Consider the following 17,473-nt stretch of genomic DNA (forward strand, 5'->3'; position numbering starts at 1 on the left):
GCTTCTCTCTTAACGATGTCATGGAGCGTCATTTATGCGTACAGGCTATTTCTACTCTCTGGTTTTTGCCCTTCTGACCAGCGCTTCTATAGCTGTTATCGCTGCGCCTGCGGTCAAGCCCGAGACGACGGCGACCCCGCAGGCATTGGAAATTTCGGCTAAATCGCAAAGCGCCAAGGTGGATCTTAACGGGGCGGATGCCGCTACGCTGCAACGCGAACTGGCGGGGATAGGCAGGGCCAAGGCGGAGGCGATTGTTGCGTATCGTGAGAGTAATGGCGCCTTCTCATCGGTGGAAGAGCTGCTGGAGGTTAAGGGGATTGGCAAGGCGATTCTCGACAGGAATCGCGACAAGCTGGAAGTGAACTGAGGTGTGATGCTGAAAAGGCCGGTCAACTATGACTGGCCTTTTTGCGTTCAGGCTGGTGGTAACCCGGGCCCGGTTTTAAGGCCGAGCAAAGAGGTGCAGGATATGCTTTTGACGATTCCCGCCCCTGGCCATTTCACTGATCAAGGACCCACCCCATGCACAAAAACTACCCAGCCGCCTACCAAGTCAGCAAAGGCTCGGCCCTGCAAGTGGACAAACCCTTCTACGACCGCATCCGCACCCAGCAGGACAAGCGCACCCTGATCGAACAGTTCGAGGTACCCATCCGTACCGGACGCGCTTGGCACGTACCCGCCGGTCATGTGTTTCGCGTTACGACTCCGGTGGGCCCGCAGGTGGGGGACTTCAACGTGTGGAACGCCCACGATCCGAGGGAGCGTCTTTGGGCGGCGCGCACGCGCCAGCTGCAGGGTGCTCATGTCAGCACTCATGATCGGCTGTGGTCGAACCTGCCGTTCCTGCGGCCATTGGTGACCATTACTGATGACAGTCTGGCCGATTATGGCATCGACGAGCACGGTGGACGGTTGCACGACCTGCTGGGTACTCGCTGTGATCCGTACGTGAACAGGATGCTGACCGGCGAGGATTTCCACCATCATTGCCACTCGAACCTAACCCGTGCGGTATTGCCCCATGGCCTGACCGAGTTCGATGTGCATGACGTGCTGAATATTTTCCAATGTACTGGGCTCAATCATGACGACATGTACTTCATGAAGGCCTGTCCGGCGAAGAAGGGCGATTATCTGGAGTTTTTTGCCGAGATCGATTTGCTGTGTGCCTTGTCCACTTGCCCCGGCGGCGATCTGTCGCTGGCGATGTGGGGGCCGGATGCGCAGGATCCCCTCAGTGTCTGTCGGCCGTTGGGGGTGGAGATCTATCGGTTGGAGGATTCATTGCTGACGGGCTGGAGCCAGCCTGAGCGGGCGGCTTACAAGGGGCTGCATGGCTTGCAGATTGCCAAGGCGGATTGGGAGCAGTGATGTAGCAAGTGCTGGTTTTTGTGGCGAGGGAGCTTGCTCCCGCTGGGTTTTGTAGGAGCTGGCGAAGCCTGCGATCTTTTGATCTTCGCTCCAGACTCAATTGAGAGGGGAAGGATCGCAGCCTCGTTGCACTCGACAGCTCCTACAGGGCAGGCCCAACAGCCACAAAAGCGGCGTGCAGCTCAACGGTCCTTGGCCTCTTTCGCATCCGCCTCGGCATTGCGTTCGGCAACACGCTTGCGTTGTTCATCCGTCAGTTCGACCTTGTGGGCGGTGTCGCGCAGCATCATCAAGCCACCCACGATCGAGCCGATTGCAACGATCAGAATTAACCAGGCATACCAGGGCATAGGGTTCTCCTTGAGGGGGCGAGGGACGGCGAAGATTTCGCCTGTCCATCGCCCCTACCACTTATGAGCGAAGGTTGTTCGCAGTGGTTCCATACTACGCCCGTTGTGCCGGATTCACCTTAAAGCCCGGTGAGCATGGCATCGGCCGGGGCATCGGCGCGCAGTTGCGCGGTGAGCATGAAGTACAGGAAGCCCACTGCCATGAAGCCAAGGAAGATCAGCCCGATCAGCGCGTTGAACCAGGCCATCGCCACCAGGCACACCACTGCCAGTACCAGGGCGATACCGGGGATGATCGGGTAGCCCGGGGCGCGGAAGGTGCGTTCCAGGTTGGGTTCGGTTTTACGCAGTTTGAACAGGCTGAGCATGCTCATGATGTACATGACGATGGCGCCGAACACCGCCATGGTGATCATGGCGGCGGTCAGGGTCATGCCGCCGAGGTTGATCAGGCCGTCGCTGTAGATCGCCGCGATGCCGATCAGGCCGCCGGCGATGATGGCGCGGTGCGGGGTCTGGAAGCGCGACAGTTTGGCGAGGGAGGCGGGCAGGTAGCCGGCGCGGGCGAGGGCGAAGAACTGCCGCGAGTAGCCGAGGATGATGCCGTGGAAGCTCGCCACCAGACCGAACAGGCCGATCCACACCAGCATGTGCAACCAGCCGGAGCTTTCGCCGACTACGGTTTTCATGGCTTGGGGCAGCGGGTCGTTGATGTTGGACAGGGTGCGCCAGTCGCCCACGCCTCCGGCGAAGAACATCACGCCCATGGCCAGGAACACCAGGGTCAGGATGCCGCTGATGTAGGCCTTGGGAATTGTGCGTTTCGGGTCCTTGGCTTCTTCGGCGGCCATGGCGGCGCCTTCAATGGCCAGGAAGAACCAGATGGCGAAGGGGATGGCGGCGAACATTCCGGCGATGGCCGGCGCGCCGAACACGTCGGAACCGGCCCAGCCGTTCAAGGCGAAGCTGCTGAAGCTGAACGCCGGGGCGACCACGCCCATGAACACCAGCAACTCGGCCACCGCCAGCACGCAGACGATCAGCTCGAAGGTTGCCGCCAGTTTTACCCCAAGGATGTTCAGGGTCATGAACACGATATAGGCACCGACCGCCGCGTGTTTCGGGTCCAGGGCCGGGAATTGCACGTTCAGGTAGGCACCGATGGCCAGGGCGATGGCCGGTGGTGCGAAGACGAATTCGATCAGTGTGGCCAGGCCGGCGACTAACCCACCTTTCTCTCCAAAGGCCCGGCGGCTGTAGGCGAACGGTCCGCCAGCGTGGGGGATGGCGGTGGTCAGCTCGGTGAAGCTGAAGATGAAGCAGGTGTACATGGCCGCGACCATGAACGATGTCACCAGAAAGCCCAGCGTTCCGGCAACGCCCCAGCCGTAGCTCCAGCCAAAATACTCGCCGGAGATCACCAGCCCGACAGCAATGCCCCATAAATGCAGGGTGCCCAGGGTGGGTTTGAGTTGTGTGTTCATCGGTGGCTCCCCCTCGATCCATAGCAAAAGCGCTGGGGTGGGGCAGTGCAGTGGGCGTGCCAGTGTGGCGGCTGTGGTCGTAATGGGTGAAATTGTGTCGTATCGGGGATGTTCGCTGCCTGATGGCCTGATTTTGTGCTCCAGTTCGGAGCGTCAGCGCCGGGGCGGGCCTCATCGCGAGCAGGCTCGCTCCCACATTTGATCTGTTGTGAATAGCGAATTTGCCTCCACTGACGATCCCCTGTGGGAGCGAGCCTGCTCGCGATGAGGCCCGCCCAGCCAACCACAAACCCCTTTTTTACACATTCTTTATCCCCCAACCCCTCTCTCGATCTCGTTCCTTTACACCCTCCCTGCCGACAATCACTCCACACACGGCATGACGCCGTACCACGGAGAAATCCCATGAGCCTTCTGGACGGGGTGTCGCTGTTGCTGGCAGCGGCGCTGTTCATTTATCTACTGGTTGCGCTGTTGCGCGCGGATCGGAACTAGGAGTGGTTATGCACGGTTATGACTACGGGCTGATCCTCGCCTTCTTCGCGCTGGTGCTGATCCCTGCACCGTTTCTGGGACGTTTTTACTACCGGGTGATGGAGGGCCAGCGCACCTGGCTTTCACCTGTTCTTGGCCCGGTTGAGCGTGGTTGCTATCGCGTGGCCGGCGTCGATCCGGCTGTGGAGCAGAGCTGGCAGAAATACACCCTGGCTCTGCTCGCCTTCAACCTGGCCGGGTTTTCGCTGTTGTTCGCCATCCTGCTGTTACAGGGGCATTTGCCACTCAACCCCGAAAAAGTGCCGGGTATGGAATGGACCCAGGCATTCAACACGGCGGTGAGTTTCACCACCAATACCAACTGGCAGTCCTACAGCGGTGAAGCGTCGTTGAGCTACCTGAGTCAGATGCTTGGCCTGGCCGTGCAGAACTTTGTCAGCGCTGCCACTGGCCTGGCCGTGCTGGTGGCGCTGTGTCGCGGGATCGGGCGCAAATCCGCCGCGACACTGGGTAACTTCTGGGTCGACATGACCCGCGCCACCCTCTACGGATTGTTACCACTGTGCCTGTTGCTGGCCCTGTTTCTGGTGTGGCAGGGCGTGCCGCAAACCTTCGCGCACTATGTGCACGGGGTGACGATGCAGGGCGCGGACCAGGTGATTCCATTGGGCCCGGCCGCCAGCCAGATCGCGATCAAGCAACTGGGTACCAATGGCGGCGGCTTCTTCGGCGTCAATTCGGCGCATCCCTTCGAGAACCCGACGGCCTGGAGCAACCTGTTCGAAGTCGCGTCAATCATCCTGATTCCTGCGGCGCTGGTGTTCACCTTCGGCCACTACGTCAAGGACCTGCGCCAGAGCCGGGCGATCATCGCCTGCATGCTCGCACTGTTTCTGATCGGCGGCGCCACGTCGTTGTGGGCCGAATCCCAACCCAACCCGGCGCTGAACAATGTGGCCGTGGAGCAGACCGCGCCACTGGAGGGCAAGGAGGCGCGTTTTGGTACCACGGCCACGGTGCTGTGGTCCGTCACCACCACGGCGGCATCCAACGGCTCGGTCAATGGCATGCATGACAGCCTCAACCCGCTCAGCGGCATGGTCTCGCTGGTGAACATGATGGTTGGCGAAGTCATTTTCGGCGGCGTCGGCGCGGGACTCTACGGGATGCTGCTGAACGTGCTGATCGCGGTGTTCCTGGCTGGATTGATGATCGGTCGTACCCCGGAATACCTGGGCAAGAAGCTCGCTGCCAGGGAAGTGCAACTGCTGGTGGTGACCCTGTTGGTCATGCCGGTGAGCGTGCTGGGGCTGGGGGCCATTGCTGCCAGCCTGCCCGGGCCTGCTGCAGCGGTGAGCAACCCTGGCGCCCATGGCTTCAGTCAGTTGTTGTATGCCTACACCTCGGCGGGTGCGAACAACGGTTCGGCCTTCGCCGGTTTTGGTGCCAACACACCCTTCCACAATCTGATGCTGGGCCTGGGCATGTTGATCGGTCGTTTCGGCTACATCCTGCCGGTGCTGGCCTTGGCCGGTAGCCTGGCGCTGAAGAAAACCGCGCCGATCGGCCCGAACAGCTTTCCGACCCACGGCCCGCTGTTCGTGACTCTGCTCACCGTGACCATCCTGTTGGTGGGCGGCCTGACCTTCCTGCCGACCCTGGCCCTTGGGCCGATTGCCGAACACCTGAGCCTGGGTTTCTGAGGATCTGATGATGAATATGCCAATGAGCAAAACCGTCGTCGCCAAGGCGCCGGAGCAACCGAAAACCGCGATCTCGGCCTTGTGGCGGCCGGCGCTGGTGCAAGCCTTCGTCAAGCTCGACCCGCGCCAGTTGCACCGCGCCCCGGTGATGCTGGTGGTGGAGTTGACCGCGATTCTCACCACGGTGTTGTGTTTCGTTCCGGACAGCAGCGTGCCGACTTTTGTCGCCGCGCAAATTGCCCTGTGGCTATGGTTCACGGTGCTGTTCGCCAACTTTGCCGAAGCCCTGGCCGAGGGGCGCGGCAAGGCCCGGGCAGACAGCCTCAAGGCCGGTAGCGAGGGCCTGAGCGCACGCCGCCAGACGGCCAACGGCTTTGAGGTCATACCCGCCACCAGCCTGCGAAAGGGCGACGTGGTACGCGTCGAAGCAGGGGAGATGATCCCCGGTGACGGCGAAGTGATCGAAGGCATCGCAGCAGTGAACGAGGCGGCGATTACGGGCGAATCGGCCCCGGTCATCCGCGAATCCGGCGGCGACCGTTCAGCCGTCACCGGCAACACGCGCCTGGTCTCCGACTGGCTGCTGGTGCGCGTCACCAGTAACCCCGGCGAATCCACCCTGGACCGCATGATTGCCCTCGTCGAAGGCGCCAAACGCCAGAAGACGCCCAACGAAGTGGCGCTGGATATTCTGCTGATCGGCCTGACGCTGATCTTCCTGTTGGTGGTGGTGACGCTGCAGCCGTTCGCGCATTTCGCCAACGGTAATCTGCCGCTGGTGTTTCTGGTGGCGCTGTTGGTGACGTTGATTCCCACCACCATCGGCGGGCTGCTGTCGGCCATCGGCATCGCCGGGATGGATCGACTGGTGCGCCTGAACGTGATCGCCAAGTCCGGCCGCGCCGTGGAAGCGGCGGGGGACGTGCATGTGCTGATGCTGGACAAGACCGGCACCATCACCTTCGGCAATCGTCGCTGTGCCGCGGTTCACGCCGCGCCTGGCGTGAGCGTCGAGGCGTTGAGCGAAGGTGCGCTATTCGCTTCGTTGGCCGACGACACAGCGGAGGGCAAGTCCATTGTCGAGTACCTGCGGGGGTTGCATTCGCAACCCGAGCCGGGCGTCGAACGGCTGACCGCCGTGCCGTTCAGTGCCGAAACCCGATTGTCCGGTGTCGATTATCAGGGCCGGGTGTACCGCAAGGGCGCCGTGGATTCGCTGCTGAGTTTTATCGGCCTGTCGAAAAGCGAACTGCCACCTGCCCTGGCGCGGGAGGTGGACAAGATCGCCCAGAGCGGCGGCACTCCATTGTTGGTGTGCGTCGACGGCAAGCTGCTGGGGGCGATTCATCTGAAGGACGTGGTCAAGCCCGGTATCCGAGAGCGCTTTGCCGAGCTGCGCAAGTTGGGGATTCGCACGGTGATGGTCACCGGCGACAACCCACTGACCGCCGCCGCCATTGCTGCCGAGGCCGGCGTCGATGACGTGCTGGCCGAGGCCACACCGGAGAAAAAACTGGCTCGCATCCGACATGAGCAGAATGACGGTCGTCTGGTGGCCATGTGTGGTGACGGCGCCAACGATGCGCCGGCCCTGGCCCAGGCTGATGTCGGCATGGCGATGAACGACGGCACACAGGCGGCGCGAGAGGCGGCCAACATGGTCGATCTGGACAGCGATCCGACCAAGTTGCTGGACGTGGTGCAAATCGGCAAGGAACTGCTGGTGACCCGTGGGGCCTTGACGACGTTTTCCATCGCCAACGACATCGCCAAGTACTTCGCTATCCTGCCGGCGCTATTTGCTTCGATTTATCCACAACTGGGTGTGCTGAACGTGATGCACCTGAGCAGCCCGCAAAGCGCGATTCTGTCGGCCATTGTGTTCAACGCCTTGATCATCGTGGTGCTGATCCCGTTGGCGTTGCGTGGCGTGCGGGTGCAGGCCGCCAGCGCGGCGGCGCTGCTGCGGCGCAATCTATTGATTTATGGGTTGGGCGGGATCGTGGTGCCGTTTGTGGGCATCAAGGCGATCGACCTGTTGCTGACGGCGTTGGGGTTGGTTTGACGTAGTGATCGAGATGCACCGCTGAAACGCCGCACCGCACCGCTGGGTGTAGGAGCTGACGAAGCCTGCGATCTTTTGATCTTGCTCTTTCGCTTCAGGCTCAATTGGCAAGGGAAAGATCGCAGCCTCGTTGCACTCGACAGCTCCTACAGGCCCAGCGGGAACGAGTTCCCTCGCCACAATGTATGCCTGGAAGTTAACTGTTTTTCGGATTCGAGGATTTTTGAGATGTCCACTCTGATACGCCCGGCCCTGAGCCTATTGCTTCTGATGACCCTGATCACCGGCGTCGCGTACCCCTTGCTGGTCACGGGCGTGGCGCAAGTCGCCTTTCCCGCCCAGGCCAACGGCAGCCTGATCGTTGATGCCGACGGCAAGGTTCGCGGCTCCCGCTTGATCGCCCAGGATTTCCAGGGCGATGCCTGGTTCCATCCACGTCCATCGGCGGGTGATTTCGCCACGGTAGCCAGCGGCGCCAGCAACTTTTCCCCGAGCAATCCGGCCCTGGCCGCACGGGTGATCGAGGACGCCCAGGCATTGCAAGTACCCGATCAAGGCCCGGTGCCGTTGGCGCTGTTGACCACCTCGGGCAGCGGACTGGATCCGCACTTGCCACCGGCAGCGATTGCCTATCAACTGGCGCGTGTCGCCGCCGCACGCCATCTGCCTGTGTCAACCGTACAGCAACTGCTCGACGCTCACATCGAGCATCCATTGGTTGGGCCGCCGGTGGTAAATGTGCTGGCGTTGAACCTGGCGCTGGAAAAACTGTAGACCCCTGTGGGAGTGGAGCCTGTGGGAGCAAAGTGGAACCTGTGAGAGCAACGTCTGTGGGAGCAAAGCTTGCTCGCGATGAACGATAACGCGGTTCCGCAGTTAAACCGTGTCGTCCTGATCGCGAGCAAGCTTTGCTCCCACAGGGCTTGCTCCCACAAGGCCTGCTTTTCCACAGGGCTTGCTCCCACAAGGACTCGCTCCCACAGGGCGTTTGATCAACATATGAAAGAGAACCCGAACACATGAGCGACTCCGGCCGCGCCGACGCACTGTTAGCCAAGCTGCCCCGTAACGATCGTGGTCGGCTCAAGGTCTTCCTGGGCGCTTCGCCGGGTGTCGGCAAGACCTACGCCATGCTACAGGCGGCCCACACGCAACTGCGCCAGGGTGTCAGGGTGGTTGCCGGCGTGGTGGAGACTCACGGCCGCAGTGAGACTGAGGCGTTGCTCGGCGGCCTGGTGCAGCAGCCGCTGGTGCGTTCGGAGTATCGCGGTGTGATGCTCGAGGAAATGGACCTTGATGGTTTGCTCGCGACTCGACCGGCCTTGGTGCTGGTGGACGAACTAGCCCACAGCAACGCGCCCGGCAGCCGTCACGCCAAACGCTGGCAAGACATTCAGGAGTTGCTGGCCGCCGGCATCGATGTCTACACCACCGTCAACGTCCAGCATCTGGAAAGTCTCAACGATCAGGTGCGCGGTATCACCGGCGTGCAGGTTCGCGAGACGCTGCCCGACTGGGTCCTGCAAGAGGCCGATGAACTACTGTTGATTGACCTGCCACCGCGCGAGCTGCTGGAGCGCCTGCGCGATGGCAAGGTGTATGTGCCGGAACAGGCGCGCGCCGCGATCGATGCATTTTTCAGCCAGACCAACCTCACCGCATTGCGTGAGCTGGCCATGCAAACCGCCGCGGCCCAGGTGGACAACGATCTTGCCCAAGGCTATCGGCAACTGGGCCAGGCGGCTCCGGCGGTGCGGGGGCGATTGTTGGTGGGGGTCGACGGTGATGACCAGGCCGAGCGTCTGGTACGCCACGCCAGCCGTGTCGCCCAGCGTCGGCATCTTCCCTGGAGCCTGGTACACGTGGACAACGGCAGCACGCGGGACGAGCCATCGCGCCAGCGCCTGCAAAACGCCCAGCAGTTGGCCGAGCGCCTGGGCGGGGAAGTGGTGCTGCTACGGGCCGGTGAAGTCGCCAGGACCCTGATCCAGCACGCCACCGAACGTCGCGCCACGCTGGTGCTGGTGGGACAGTCCAGACGGCGTCTGCGCCGGCGGCTGTTCGGTGGTGGCTTGGCTTCGCGTTTGCTGCGCGACGCCATGGGGCTGGAAATCAACGTCCTGGACCGCGATCAACAGCCCCCGGCGGCCCGCGTGCGTTCAAATGCTGTCCTGAGCGGTTTCGACTACGTGCTGGCGCTGTTGGCGACGACGGCGGCCAGTGCGCTGGCTTGGGGGGTCTCCGGGCTTCTTCCCTTGCCCAACATTTCCCTGGTGTTTCTGATGGCGGTGTTGCTGGTGGCGGTTCGCAGCAGCCTCGGCCCGGCGCTGGCCTGTGCGGCGCTGTCGTTCCTGGCCTATGACTTTCTGTTCATCCCACCGAATTTTTCCTTCACCATCCAGCGTGAAGAAGACGTGCTCACCCTGGTGTTCTTCTTGCTCATGGCCGCCCTGACCGGCAATCTTGCGGCGCGCCAGCGACGTCAGTTGCAGGCGCTGCGCGAGACCCAGCAGGAAACCGGCGAGCTGCTTGACCTGTCCCGTAAATTGACCGCCGCCACCGACCGCCAGGCGGTGATCAGCGCCGCCGCGCAACACCTCAACGGTTGGCACGACCTGCAACTGTGCCTGCTCAACCGTGACGGCCAGGGCGGCTGGAAGGTCGAGACGACTGAACCGTTGACTTTCACCGAAGCTGAACGCGCGGCCGCCGATTGGGCTTGGCAACACGACCAACCGGCCGGCGCCGGCACCGGGACACTGCCGTCTGGACGCTGGTGGTGGTGGCCGTTGTCGACAGAGGAGGGCCCGCTGGCGTTGCTGGGCGTTTGCCCGAAAGAAGGCAAGCCGTTGAGCGGCCAGCGGCGTCGTCTGTTGGCGGCCCTCAGTCAGCCACTGGCGCAGGCCCTGGCTCGGGCGCAACTGGCCCAGGATCTGGAAGCAGCGCGCCTGCACGGCGAAACGGAGCAACTGCGCAGTGCGTTGTTGGCGTCGGTGTCCCACGATTTGCGCACGCCGCTGACCTCCATGCGCGGCAGTATCGACAGTCTGTTGGCGTTGGGAGAGGCGATCCCGCTGGCCGATCGCCGCGAACTGCTGGAAGGCACCCGTGATGAAGCTGAGCGCCTGGATCGCTATATCCAGAACTTGCTGGACATGACTCGTCTCGGCCATGGGGCTCTGAAGCTGGCGCGGGACTGGGTATCGCCGGCCGATATTGTCGGCAGCGCGTTGAGCCGGCTGCGGGCGGTGCTGGCACCGTTGACGGTGGGCATCGAAGTGCCTGCCGAGTTGCCGTTGTTGTATGTTCACGCGGCGTTGATCGAACAGGCCTTGGTGAACGTGCTGGAGAACGCCGCACGATTTTCACCGACTCACGGGCGACTGCTGCTGAGCGCAGGGGCGACGGACAGCGAAGTGTTTTTCGCCGTGGCCGACGAGGGGCCCGGGATCCCTGAAGAAGAGCGCGAGAAAATCTTCGACATGTTCTATACCGCTGCGCGCGGGGATCGTGGTGGGCAGGGGACGGGGCTGGGGCTGGCGATCTGTCAGGGCATGGTCGGTGCCCATGGCGGGCGGATCAGCGTGGACACTGGCCTGGACGGGCGCGGTACCTGCATCACCCTGCACCTGCCATTACAGACACAACCGGGCCTGGACGATGAAGCCTGAGCGGCGCTGGGTTACTCTCTTTCCATCTGATTGCCTTTCCACCTGATTGCATTGAACGGACTTCATGAGCCAGACCGCGACCCTTTTGGTCATCGATGACGAACCGCAGATCCGCAAATTCCTGCGCATCAGCCTGTCTTCCCAAGGCTACAAGGTGCTCGAAGCTGGCACCGGCGCCGAAGGCCTGGCCCAGGCGGCGCTGAACAAGCCCGATTTGCTGGTGCTCGACCTGGGCCTGCCGGACATGGACGGCCAGCAGGTCCTGCGCGAGTTTCGCCAATGGTCCACGGTGCCGGTGCTGGTGCTCTCGGTGCGGGCCAGCGAAGCGCAGAAAGTCGAGGCGCTGGACAACGGCGCCAATGATTACGTCACCAAGCCGTTCGGCATTCAGGAGTTCCTGGCGCGCATTCGTGCCTTGTTGCGTCAGGCCCCTGCAGGCGAGGCGCGGGAAGCGGCGCTAACGTTCGGTCCGCTGACGGTGGACCTGGCTTATCGCCGGGTCCTGCTCGATGGCACCGAAGTGGCCCTGACCCGCAAGGAATACGCCGTGCTGGCGCAACTGGCGCGCCATTCTGGGCGGGTCATTACCCAGCAGCAATTGCTCAAGGACATTTGGGGCCCGACCCACACCGAGGACACTCATTACCTGCGAATCGTGGTCGGTCATCTGCGGCAAAAACTGGCCGACGACCCGACCCGGCCCCGGTTCATTGTGACCGAGGCGGGAGTTGGGTATCGGTTGTTGGGGGAGGGTGGTGTTTAACCACAAATTTTCAAGCCAAGCGCTATTGTGGCGAGGGGATTTATCCCCGCCGGGGTGCGAAGCAGCCCTAAAACCTGAACACTCGGTGTGTCAGACAGAAATCCTGTCTGATGCCTTTTTCGGGGCTGCTTCGCACCCCAGCGGGGATAAATCCCCTCGCCACAGAGTTAGCGTCACATTCAGTTCTGCTCATTCTCATACCGATCCAGCGTATCGCTGGCGATCTCCCGCCCAAGGGCGATCAGTTCCGGTGCCTTGTAGAACTCGAAAAACCGGCACACCCGTTTCGGCACGTTGATCAGCACATCCGGTGGATACCCGGCGATCTTGTACTGGGCCAGGGACGTCTGCATCACCTCGAAACTCTGGTTGATCAAGTCCAGCAGCGAAGCCGGGCCGACGTTGTCGATGATGAACGAACCGGTCGCTGACTTCGGCGCACCTTCGGACTCCGGCGCGGCGGCCGGTTGCTGGCCCTCGGGCTCGGCGGATTCCAGCCATGGGTTGATCTCGGCGGCTTCGGCCTTTAACGCTTCCTGTTCCAGCAGCAGCAACTGCTCGGCTTGCTTGCGCCGGAACGGCAGACGCGAGCCCAGGGAACTGACGAGGGTGTCGAAGCGACGTTTGAACGCTGCGGGGCGCTGGATGACCGGCAGTCGGTATTGTTTCTGGTTGGTGGCGTTGAGGTTGACCGCAATGATCAGATCGCAATGGCTCGACACCACTGGCACGATGGGCAACGGATTGAGCAGGCCGCCATCCACCAGCATGCGGTTGCCCTGCATCACGGGGGTGAACAGGCTGGGAATCGCCGCCGAGGCGCGCATTGCCTGATGCAGGCAGCCTTCCTGGAACCAGATTTCCTGCTGATTGGTCAGGTCGGTGGCCACGGCAGTGTAGGGAATACGCAGGTCTTCGATATTGAGTTCGCCGACGATCTTGCGTATCTGCCCGAAGACTTTCTCGCCGCGAATCGCCCCCAGGCGAAAGCTGACGTCCACCAGCCGCAGCACATCCAGGTAGTCCAGGCTTTCGATCCAGTTACGGTAGTCATCGAGCTTGCCCGCGGCATAGATCCCGCCCACCACGGCGCCCATGGAGCAACCGGCAATACAGGCGATGTCATAGCCACGGCGTTCGATTTCTTCGATCACCCCGATATGGGCGTAGCCCCGGGCGCCACCCGATCCCAGTACCAATGCGACACGTTTTGTCATGACCCGACCTCTTGTCAAACAGACTTTAACAATGCACTTATCGACGGCTGGGCTCAATCGTTGTGGCACAGGTGTCGTTTTTTGATACGCCGCGCCGGCATTTGCGTATGCTCGCCCACACTTGAATTTACGCGGTCGGGCATTGGCACTTTTTGCGGGCTGGACCGTCTTACTTGCACGACTGTTGACCTGACTTGAGGTGTAATTGATGAAAGCCCGGATTTGTCTCCCCCTGGTGGCATCCTTGATGGTGTTGGCCCTGGCCGGTTGTGCCGGCAAGACCGCTTACCGCGACAGTTGCGGCAGCCAGCTCGACAGTGCCTGGCGTGAACTGGACCTGGCCAAGGCCGAAGGTTTTGCCGGCACTGTGAGTTACTCCAAGGCCTTGTCGCTGTTGACCGGCGCCAAGACTCAGCAGCAGTTCGAGGCATTTGAGGGGTGCACCAAAAAGGCCGAGAAGGCCCGTTTCTACATTCGCGAATCCCGTGCAGGACGATAAAAGCAGCGGCAAGCGCTAAGCTGCAAGCCACAAGAGGGGCATGCGACGCGCCCCTCACGTGAAGCTGTACAGCTTGACCCTCAATGCTGCGTACGGAGTACGTCCCCATGATTGATCGGCTGGTGGCCCGGATACTGGGCCTGGAAGTCCGGCTGCTGGCCTGTCAGGCCCGCCTCAATGCCCATACCGACAGTGAAGCCCTGCATGACCTGCGGACCACGGTTCGCCGTTTGCGCAGCTTGCTTCGTCCGTTGCGCGGGTTGCCCGGTGTCGAGCAACTGGAAACGGCGGCTTCGGCGGTCGGCGCGCTGACTACGCCCCTGCGTGACCGGGAAGTGCTGGCCGCCTACCTTGAGCAGCACGGCAAGATCGAAGCCGCGCGGCGGCGCCAGGTGCAAATGGCCGATGCTTATCCCGCCGTTGCCGGCAGCCCGGAGCTGGCGCAATTGCTGATGGTGCTTGATGCTTTCCCGCGCTTCATTCGCGCGGCGCAACGTCAGGACCTGCTTAAAGGTTTGCGCAAACGCATCGAAAAGCGTCTGGACAAGCAATGGAAAAAACTCGGTGAAGCCTTGGACGATCCGGCCCATGATCGCCATCGTTTGCGGCTGCTGATCAAGCGCGTGCGCTACGCCATCGAAGCCTACCCCGAACTTGACCGCCTGCCCGAAGCGGCCATGCCACGGCTCAAGTCCGCCCAAGGCGCACTGGGGGACTGGCATGATTGCTGGCAATGGCTGGCCAGGGCCAAGCAGGAAAGCGACTTGCAATCCTGTGTGCCGGTCTGGCTCAGCACCATGGAAAAGGCCGAGGCCAAGTCCGATAAAGTGCTCGATAAACTCGTTGCCAGTTGCTTCAAAAAATCCTGAGTCCTACTGATCTTCCCTTGTGGGAGCGGGCTTGCTCGCGAAGGCGGTGGGTCAGTCACACATGTATGAACTGACCCACCGCCTTCGCGAGCAAGCCCGCTCCCACAATGGATCTTTGTTTGCCACATAACCCTTGGATTGTGGGTGGATTCAAGGTTCGCGGCTTTTCTGCCAGTCTCTTTGGCCAGAATGAGCGCTGTGCCACCCGTCTGGGCTGGTTAAGATTCCTGCATCTTTTTCCCATGTTTTTGAGGTTGTCATGCGCTTTTCCGATTTGATCGATGCCGTGCGCCGTCAGCCAGAGGCTGTGACTATTGCGCCTGAATGGGGTCAGGGGCGCGCCAGTTTTGGCGGGCTGGTGGCGGCGCTGCAATATGAAGCGATGCGTGCGCGGGTTCCGGCGGATCGCCCGGTGCGTTCGCTGGCGATTACCTTCGTCGGGCCGGTAGAGGCCGACGTGCCCGTCAGTTTCGAAGTCGACGTATTGCGTGAAGGTAAGGCGGTCAGCCAGCTATTGGGGCGAGCGGTACAGAACGGTCAGGTAGTGACCGTGGTACAAGGCAGCTTCGGCGCCTCACGCTCCTCCGTGGTGGCGGTGCAGGCCGACCCCGCGCCTGAGTTCAAAAGCGTGGAGCAATGCCAGGAACTGCCCTACATCAAGGGCGGTACGCCGGAATTCATGCGTCACCTGGCGCTGTGCTGGAGTGTCGGTGGCCTGCCGTTTACGGGCAACAAATCCCGCAGCATGGGGGGCTGGGTGCGCTTGCGTGGTGATGTCAAAGAGGAGCCGCTGAACGAGGGGCACATCCTGGCATTGGTCGATGCCTGGCCTCCGGCGCTGCTACCCCATCTCACTCAAATGGCACCGGGCAGCACGCTCACTTGGACCATTGAATTCGTCCAGCCACTGCTGGAACTCACGACCCTGGACTGGTGTAAATACCTGGCCGAGATCGAGCATGCCCAGGACGGCTACGGCCATGTCGCCGCCAGGTTCTGGAGCGCTGATGGTCGCTTGATCGCCATGAGCCGGCAGACGGTGACAGTTTTCGGCTAAGGCTCTTCATGACCGTGGCACTGCAACACGAGTGCAGCAATCATGCCGAGGGAGCCGATGGCGACATTGGCCAGGCTCAGGCTGAACACCCCCGATACCATCAGCAAAAACGCGACGATGAACAGCGGTACGGCAATCTGCTGCAACACTGGATTGCTCGGGTGACCATGATGGTCAAGGCAGGTGCGCCATTGCCAGGCCGGGAAGTGGGGGTGACGTTTGCCCATGATGCTGATCCTTGAGTTCGCTAAACCGAATAACCCAAGGGTAGGCCCAGCCGGGCAGCGCGACGAATCGCGGTTGGCTATCGACGTGATAGGTGGCCATAGCCTTGCTCCCACAGATAAACCCCAGGCCGCAAGCGTTCTGCCAGGCAGCTCAACAGACTGCGGGGCCCTAAAGCTTGAGCTGCCCGATCGCCTTGTTCAACGCACCGGCCAATGTCGCCAGCTCATGGCTGGTGGTGGCCGAGTCCACCGTCTGGCGCACGGTATTTTCAGTGACGTCACGAATGCTCACGACCGCCCGGTTCATTTCCTCGGCAACCTGGCTTTGCTGTTCGGCCGCCACTGCGATCTGGGTGTTGCTCTCGCGCATCTGTGCCACCGCCCCCGTGATCTGCTCCAAAGCCTCACCGGCTTCCCGGGCCTGTTGCACGCAATCGTCGGCCTTGTAGGAGCTTTCCTGCATGAAATCCACCGCGTCCCGGGTTCCGGCCTGCAAGGCCGACACCATGGTGGTGATTTCATCCGTGGAGGTTTGTACCCGCTTGGCCAAGTTGCGTACTTCGTCGGCCACCACCGCAAATCCCCGCCCCATTTCCCCGGCTCGTGCCGCCTCAATGGCCGCGTTGAGGGCCAGTAGATTGGTTTGTTCGGCGATGCTGTGGATCACGCTGACCACGCTGTTGATCTTCTGGCTGTCTTCGGCCAGGCGCTGGATCATTTCGGCGGTCTGCTGCACACCGCTGGACAGCCCGGTGATCGACTGTTGCACCCGGCTGACCACTTCGCGGCCATTGCCGGCCAGGGTATCGGCGGTTTTCGACAGGTCGCGGGTGGCGCCGGCATGTTGGGCGATGTGATAAACCGTGGCAGACATCTCGTTGATTGCCGTGGCCGCCTGATCCGTTTCGCTTTGCTGGCCGAGCATCCCGTTGCGAACATCGTTCATGCTCGATGCCAGGCGTGCTGCACCGCTGTCCAGTTGCCGGGCAGTGCTGGCAACGGTGTCAACCACACGTTGATAGCCGGCTTGCATGGCATTGAACGCCGCCGCCATCTGGCCGACTTCGTCCTTGCAGGCCAAGGGGACGCGGGCGGACAGGTCACCGGTTTTTTCTACGTGCAGCATCACATCCTTCAGGGTGTTGAGCTGGCTGAGTAGAAACCGGATTAGCAGCTGCGATGCGCCCAGCATGGCCAGCATCAACACGAACACCGCCACGGCGTATTGGCTGAAGCGTTCCCTGAACACCTGACTCAGGCTTGCGCCTTGGGCCAGCACGGCGAGCTGTTGGCCGTCACCGGCACGGATCACGTCGGCGCCCAGCAGTGGATTGTCGCCCAACAGGGGGCTGGCCGAGAGCGCTATCCAGCCGTCTGCCTCTGCCAATGAGGGTAATGATTGATCGTTGAACATGGGGATCTGGCCGCGCTGGAATGCCAGCAGGTGATCGGCCTTGGGTAATGGCTGCCCGGCAGGCCAGGCAGTGAGCAAGCGTGCCTGGGCCTGGGCGTTCGTCTGGGCCGCATGGTTGCGCGCCTGTTGTTCAAGCTGCACCGCGTAGAGTACGAGCAGCAAGGTTGTGACAAAGGCGACCGCATTGACCGCCCAGAATTTGTATTTCAGTGAGATATTGCTAAGCCAGGCACCCATGGGAGGTCTTCTCTGATAGCGGAAACAGTTTTGGCAAGGTGCCAT

At 61.8% G+C, this 17,473-nt stretch carries 15 protein-coding genes and 1 pseudogene; 11 read left to right on the forward strand and 5 right to left on the reverse strand.

Going from position 1 to position 17,473, the window contains the following annotated elements; all coding sequences use genetic code 11:
• The first annotated feature begins 34 nt into the window (after positions 1–34).
• Together BMY45_RS11775 and BMY45_RS11780 are read left to right on the forward strand one after the other, a co-directional pair.
• A complete protein-coding gene (locus tag BMY45_RS11775) occupies positions 35–370 on the forward strand; it encodes a ComEA family DNA-binding protein (protein ID WP_092397677.1) in 336 nt (111 codons plus the stop codon).
• 155 nt (positions 371–525) lie between these two features.
• A complete protein-coding gene (locus BMY45_RS11780; RefSeq protein ID WP_092397679.1) occupies positions 526–1,377 on the forward strand; it encodes an urea carboxylase-associated family protein in 852 nt (283 codons plus the stop codon).
• A 182-nt stretch (positions 1,378–1,559) separates the two neighbouring features.
• Here BMY45_RS11780 and BMY45_RS11785 read toward each other — a convergent pair whose 3' ends face one another.
• Positions 1,560–1,727: a DUF2897 family protein gene (locus tag BMY45_RS11785; protein ID WP_092397681.1), complete on the reverse strand. Its 168-nt coding sequence runs from the start codon at positions 1,725–1,727 to the stop codon at positions 1,560–1,562.
• A gap of 119 nt (positions 1,728–1,846) precedes the next feature.
• Positions 1,847–3,211, reverse strand: coding sequence for an ethanolamine permease (gene eat, locus BMY45_RS11790; protein WP_092397683.1), 1,365 nt, complete (start codon positions 3,209–3,211; stop codon positions 1,847–1,849).
• Between the two features lie 405 nt (positions 3,212–3,616).
• Between eat and kdpF the strand changes: the two genes are divergently transcribed.
• The 6 genes from kdpF (at position 3,617) to BMY45_RS11820 (ending at position 11,908) form a co-directional block, all read left to right on the forward strand.
• Positions 3,617–3,706 carry a K(+)-transporting ATPase subunit F gene (kdpF, locus tag BMY45_RS11795; protein WP_092397685.1) on the forward strand — a complete coding sequence of 30 codons (90 nt, stop codon included), beginning with the start codon at positions 3,617–3,619 and terminating at the stop codon, positions 3,704–3,706.
• An 8-nt stretch (positions 3,707–3,714) separates the two neighbouring features.
• Positions 3,715–5,409, forward strand: a complete 1,695-nt coding sequence (gene kdpA / locus BMY45_RS11800) for a potassium-transporting ATPase subunit KdpA (RefSeq protein WP_092397687.1) — start codon at positions 3,715–3,717, stop codon at positions 5,407–5,409.
• 10 nt (positions 5,410–5,419) lie between these two features.
• Positions 5,420–7,474, forward strand: coding sequence for a potassium-transporting ATPase subunit KdpB (kdpB, locus tag BMY45_RS11805; RefSeq protein ID WP_092397689.1), 2,055 nt, complete (start codon positions 5,420–5,422; stop codon positions 7,472–7,474).
• A gap of 228 nt (positions 7,475–7,702) precedes the next feature.
• Complete coding sequence (gene kdpC, locus BMY45_RS11810; protein ID WP_092397691.1) at positions 7,703–8,248, forward strand: potassium-transporting ATPase subunit KdpC; 546 nt, start codon at positions 7,703–7,705, stop codon at positions 8,246–8,248.
• A gap of 245 nt (positions 8,249–8,493) precedes the next feature.
• Complete coding sequence (locus BMY45_RS11815) at positions 8,494–11,145, forward strand: sensor histidine kinase (protein WP_092397693.1); 2,652 nt, start codon at positions 8,494–8,496, stop codon at positions 11,143–11,145.
• 64 nt (positions 11,146–11,209) lie between these two features.
• Positions 11,210–11,908 (forward strand): response regulator, encoded by a 699-nt coding sequence (locus BMY45_RS11820; protein WP_092397695.1) that lies wholly within the window; start codon positions 11,210–11,212, stop codon positions 11,906–11,908.
• Between the two features lie 179 nt (positions 11,909–12,087).
• On the opposite strand, the gene BMY45_RS11825 is transcribed toward BMY45_RS11820, so the two are convergent.
• Positions 12,088–13,125, reverse strand: coding sequence for a patatin-like phospholipase family protein (locus BMY45_RS11825; RefSeq protein ID WP_047226339.1), 1,038 nt, complete (start codon positions 13,123–13,125; stop codon positions 12,088–12,090).
• A gap of 208 nt (positions 13,126–13,333) precedes the next feature.
• Between BMY45_RS11825 and BMY45_RS11830 the strand changes: the two genes are divergently transcribed.
• The 3 genes from BMY45_RS11830 (at position 13,334) to BMY45_RS11840 (ending at position 15,550) form a co-directional block, all read left to right on the forward strand.
• On the forward strand, positions 13,334–13,624 hold the full coding sequence (locus tag BMY45_RS11830; protein WP_039588883.1) for a hypothetical protein: 291 nt from the start codon (positions 13,334–13,336) through the stop codon (positions 13,622–13,624).
• Positions 13,625–13,731: 107 nt separating this feature from the next.
• Positions 13,732–14,493 carry a CHAD domain-containing protein gene (locus BMY45_RS11835; protein ID WP_092397697.1) on the forward strand — a complete coding sequence of 254 codons (762 nt, stop codon included), beginning with the start codon at positions 13,732–13,734 and terminating at the stop codon, positions 14,491–14,493.
• Positions 14,494–14,752: 259 nt separating this feature from the next.
• Positions 14,753–15,550: an acyl-CoA thioesterase gene (locus BMY45_RS11840; RefSeq protein WP_092397699.1), complete on the forward strand. Its 798-nt coding sequence runs from the start codon at positions 14,753–14,755 to the stop codon at positions 15,548–15,550.
• 8 nt (positions 15,551–15,558) lie between these two features.
• Here BMY45_RS11840 and BMY45_RS11845 read toward each other — a convergent pair.
• Both BMY45_RS11845 and BMY45_RS11850 read right to left on the reverse strand, forming a co-directional pair.
• Positions 15,559–15,777 (reverse strand): annotated as a pseudogene (locus tag BMY45_RS11845) (terminase); the annotation flags it as partial.
• A gap of 169 nt (positions 15,778–15,946) precedes the next feature.
• Positions 15,947–17,428 (reverse strand): methyl-accepting chemotaxis protein, encoded by a 1,482-nt coding sequence (locus BMY45_RS11850; protein WP_092397701.1) that lies wholly within the window; start codon positions 17,426–17,428, stop codon positions 15,947–15,949.
• Between the last annotated feature and the right edge of the window lie 45 nt (positions 17,429–17,473).

The sequence above is a fragment of the Pseudomonas sp. NFACC39-1 genome (assembly GCF_900110355.1).
Classification (GTDB): Bacteria; Pseudomonadota; Gammaproteobacteria; order Pseudomonadales; family Pseudomonadaceae; genus Aquipseudomonas; species Aquipseudomonas tehranensis.